At 61.8% G+C, this 4,356-nt stretch carries 3 protein-coding genes; 2 read left to right on the top strand and 1 reads right to left on the bottom strand.

Annotated elements, in window-relative coordinates; genetic code table 11:
* Window positions 1–203: 203 nt before the first annotated feature.
* Entirely contained in the window at window positions 204–1,484 is a 1,281-nt protein-coding gene (locus ACRC0P_RS05490; RefSeq protein ID WP_438628778.1) for an efflux RND transporter periplasmic adaptor subunit, read from the bottom strand.
* 327 nt (window positions 1,485–1,811) lie between these two features.
* On the opposite strand from ACRC0P_RS05490, the gene ACRC0P_RS05485 reads away from it, so the two are divergent.
* Window positions 1,812–3,305: a SulP family inorganic anion transporter gene (locus ACRC0P_RS05485; protein WP_438628777.1), complete on the top strand. Its 1,494-nt coding sequence runs from the start codon at window positions 1,812–1,814 to the stop codon at window positions 3,303–3,305.
* Complete coding sequence (locus ACRC0P_RS05480; protein ID WP_438628776.1) at window positions 3,305–4,189, top strand: universal stress protein; 885 nt, start codon at window positions 3,305–3,307, stop codon at window positions 4,187–4,189. The genes ACRC0P_RS05485 and ACRC0P_RS05480 overlap by 1 nt, the downstream gene beginning before the upstream one ends.
* Window positions 4,190–4,356 lie beyond the last annotated feature (167 nt).

Raw genomic sequence — 4,356 nt, 5'->3', positions numbered from 1 at the left:
TGCCCATCAGGTGTCGGTTGATGGGCACGCTGCGCTTTGCCCATCCTACGAATCTGTCATTGTAGGAGCCTGCTTGCAGGCGAATGTCGCGGCACTCTGTTTCAACCATTCGCCTGCAAGCAGGCTCCTACAGGCGGGCCTGCGGCCCGCGATGCGGAGCTGGAGCCTTCAGCCTCCACAAAACAGCTCCGCGGTCCCGGGGTTTACTGTTTCAATGCGATCAGTTGGGCGTTTTCCAGTCGGTCGGCGGCGGAGATTATGATTTGATCGCCTTCTTTGAGGCCGGAGACGATCTCCACCTGGTTCAGGCCCAGGGCGCCGATCTGGATGGGCACCCGCTCCGCCTGCTCCTCGCCGTTCAGGCGGAAGGCGTAGCGGCCGCCGCTCTGGTCCAGGAAGGCGCCGCGCTTGACCAGCATGACGTCCTCGCGGTTTTCCAGCAGGATGCGCGCGGTCAGGCGCAGGTTCTGGCGCAGGTTTTGCGGCTGGCCTTCGGCGAAGCGCACCCGCGTTTCCACCTGCCCGTCGATGACCTCGGGGGAGATTGCGGTGATTTCCCCCGGGAGTTTCTTGCCGCCCAGGTTGATTTCCACCGCCATGGCGAGCCCCAGGTCATCGGCGTAGTTTTCCGGCACCGCGGCTTCCAGTTCGAAGCTGGTGAGGTCCACCACGGTGATCAAAGGGGTGTTGGCGGCTACGGCGCTGCGCTGGGCCACCGCCAGGCTGCCGATGGTGCCGTCCACCGGCGAGAGTATTTTCAGTTTGCCCACCCGGCGCTGGAGTTCCCCCACCTGCAGGGTCTGCTGGGAAACCTGCAGTTCCAGGGTCTGGGTTTCGAAGGTCAGCGCCTCTTTTTCCAGTTCGGCATTCTGTTCGGCCTGCCGGTATTCCAGTTCGGCGCGGGCCAGGTCGTCGCTGGCCTTTTCGAAATCGAGCCGGGAGATAATCTGTTTTTCGATGGAGGTTTCCGCGCGCTTGAGTTCGCGCCGGGCGGCGGTGAGGTCGACTTTGGCCAGGTCGGCTTTCTGGCGATTTTCCAACTGCTGGCGCTTGGCCTGGATTTTCTGCCGCTGCAGCTCCACGGTGAGTTTGTTGAGCAGGGCTTTTTCCTGGGCCAGCTGGTTGGAGAGTTCGGGGCTGTCCATTTCCGCCAGCAGCTGTCCGCGCTCGACGGCATCGCCGGCCTTGACCGCGAACTTGACGATGCCCTGGGCGGGGCTGAACAGGGTGGGGCTGTTGGCGGCTACCACCTTGCCCTGGACCACGAGATCGCGCACCAGGTCGCCGCGCTCCACTTGGGCGATATTGACCCGCGACAGCGACAGGGTGCCGTCAACGGAACCGGTGGCCCACCAGGATTTGATCCCCCAGGTGAGAAAGACGATTGCCAGCAGCCCGGCGGCAGAGGATTTCAACAGTTTTGGGTTTTTCCAGGGGGGTGCGGCGTCTATTCGTATGTCCTGCCCGGAGGTGTCTCTGATCATTGTGGCTTTCCGTTACTCGTTGTTGGTCATCGCCCCGGCGCGCCCGCTGGTTGTGACGCGCCGGGCCCCGAACCTGGATGCAGTGGCGGAGGGCTGTCCGCCATCCCTGTCGGCCTCATAGCAAGGGCTGTGCCAGTTTTGGGTTGTTTTGTAACCTATTGAAAGTAAAGGGGTTTTTTGTTCTGTCGGCAAGTGGACGGCGGGGCGGGTGTCCGCTTTATGTGTCCGCTGTCCGCGTTCCGGAGCGGCGGACAGGGGTGGTTTGTGCTAGAGTGCGCGGCCTTTTTCACCCCTGTTATGTCTATTTGTCTGCGGTAACTGCTGTCTATGCTGTTCTCTTCCACAAAGGCCGACTGGTTCGGCAATATCCGCCGTGACGTGCTTGCCGGTATCGTCGTAGCCCTGGCCCTGATCCCCGAGGCCATCGCCTTCTCCATCATCGCCGGCGTGGACCCGCGGGTCGGCCTCTATGCTTCCTTTTGTATCGCGGTGGTGATCGCGTTTGTGGGCGGACGCCCGGGGATGATCTCCGCCGCCACCGGCGCCATGGCCCTGCTGATGGTGACCCTGGTCAAGGAACACGGGTTGCAGTACCTGTTGGCGGCGACACTGCTGACCGGGGCGCTGCAGATAGTGGCCGGTTGTTTAAAGCTGGGCAGCCTGATGAGTTTTGTCTCGCGGGCGGTGGTGACCGGCTTCGTGAATGCGCTGGCGATTCTTATTTTTATGGCGCAGATGCCGGAGTTGATCGGCGGCAGCTGGCAAGTGTACGCCGTGACGGTGGCGGGCCTGGGGATCATCTACCTGTTTCCGTATGTCCCGGTCGTCGGCAAACACATCCCCTCGCCTCTGGTCTGCATTTTGTTGCTGACCGGGGTGGCGGTTTACCTGGGGATGGATATCCGTACCGTAGGGGATATGGGCGATCTGCCGGATACGCTGCCGGTGTTCCTGTGGCCGGAGGTGCCGCTGAACCTGGAGACGTTGAAAATTATCTTCCCCTATTCCGCTGGGCTTGCAGTTGTGGGCTTGCTGGAATCGCTGATGACCGCAACCATCGTGGATGATCTGACCGATACCGGCAGCGACAAGAACCGGGAATGCAAAGGGCAGGGGGTGGCCAATATCGCCTCGGGACTGCTGGGTGGTATGGCGGGCTGCGCGATGATCGGCCAGTCGGTGATCAACGTTAAGTCGGGCGGACGCGGGCGTCTCTCCACCCTGGTGGCGGGTTGCGCACTCCTGGCCATGGTGGTGTTTATGAGCGACTGGGTGGCGGTGATTCCCATGGCGGCACTGGTGGCAGTGATGATCATGGTGTCCATTGGTACCTTCAACTGGGATTCCATCCGCAACCTCCAGCGCCATCCACTGTCCACCAACCTGGTGATGCTGGCCACAGTGATTGTGGTGGTGTGGACCCATAACCTGGCCTACGGTGTATTTGTGGGCGTGCTGCTGGCTTCGCTATTCTTTGCCAACAAAGTGAGCCACTTTATGTATGTGGCCACCGAGCTGGACGAGGCCGAGAGCCGCCGCACCTATCGGGTGGTGGGCCAGGTATTCTTCAACTCCGCCGACAAGTTTGTCGCCGCGTTTGATTTCAAAGAGGTGGTGGACAAGGTGGTGATTGACCTGAGCCGCGCGCACTTCTGGGATATCTCCGCGGTCTACGCCCTGGACAAGGCGGTGGTGAAATTCCGCCGCGAGGGCGCGCAGGTGGAACTGGTGGGATTGAACGAGGCCAGCGGGACCATCGTCGACCGCTTCGGCGTACACGACAAGCCCGAAGAAATCGAGCGTGTTCTGGGAGGACACTGATGACCGAGTTAAACAACAATAATAACCACCACAAGCAACCGCTGGTGCTGTCCTGTATCGACGGCTCCCACTACACCGGAGCCGTTTGCGACTACGCCGCCTGGATATCGGTGAACACCGGCGCACCGCTGAAATTGCTGCACAATATCGAACGCGGCAATGTGCCGGCGGTGGCGGATCTCACCGGCAGTATCGGTCTCGGCAGCCAGGAGGAGCTTCTGGAGGAACTGACCACCCTGGAGCAGCAGCGCTCGCGTCTGATGGTGCAGCAGGGCAAGCTGATGCTGCAGGCCGCGCGGGAACGGGCGGAGCAGGCGGGTGTGCGGGAGGTGATAACCTGCCAGCGCCACGACAGCCTGGGTGAGTCCCTGGTGGAGCTGGAGGACTGCATTCGCGTACTGGTGATCGGCATTCGCGGCGAGGAGCACGGCGAATCCCAGCAGGGCCTGGGGGCGCATCTGGAGACTGTGGTGCGCGCACTGCACAAGCCCATCCTGGTGGTCAATCAGGAGTTCCGGGCGCCGCGCAGGATTTTGCTGGCCTACGACGGCAGCGCGGCGGCGCGCAAGGCGCTGGCCATGGTGGCGGAGAGCCCGCTGTTTCGCGATATCCCCTGTCACCTGGTGTATGTGGGGCCGGAGGAGACCGCGGCGAGACTGCTGGCGGAGGCCAGTGAGCAACTGGACGGCGCCGGCCTGGCGGTGACCGCAAACCGCCTGGAGGGCAGGACCGTGGAAGCACTCACCGCCTACCAGAAGGAGCACGAAACCGATCTCACGGTGATGGGCGCCTTCAGCCACAACCGATTGCGGGATTTGTTGCTGGGCAGTATTACCGCACGAATGCTTTTGAATACCCGCCAGCCGCTGTTGTTGTTGCGTTAGATACTGGCGGTTGCGCAATTCTGTAGGATGGGCAAAGCGCAGCGTGCCCATCACGGGCGAGATGATGGGCACGCTGCGCTTTGCCCATCCTACGAAACTACGTCAAATCCTTTGTAGGAGCGGCCCATGGCCGCGATCGTATTGTGCTACGAGGTGAGTCTGATCGC

The organism is Microbulbifer sp. (assembly GCF_051659245.1).
Classification (GTDB): Bacteria; Pseudomonadota; Gammaproteobacteria; order Pseudomonadales; family Cellvibrionaceae; genus Microbulbifer.
The sequence above is the reverse complement of the archived record's forward strand: the minus strand, read 5'-3'. Positions and strand labels throughout refer to the sequence as shown.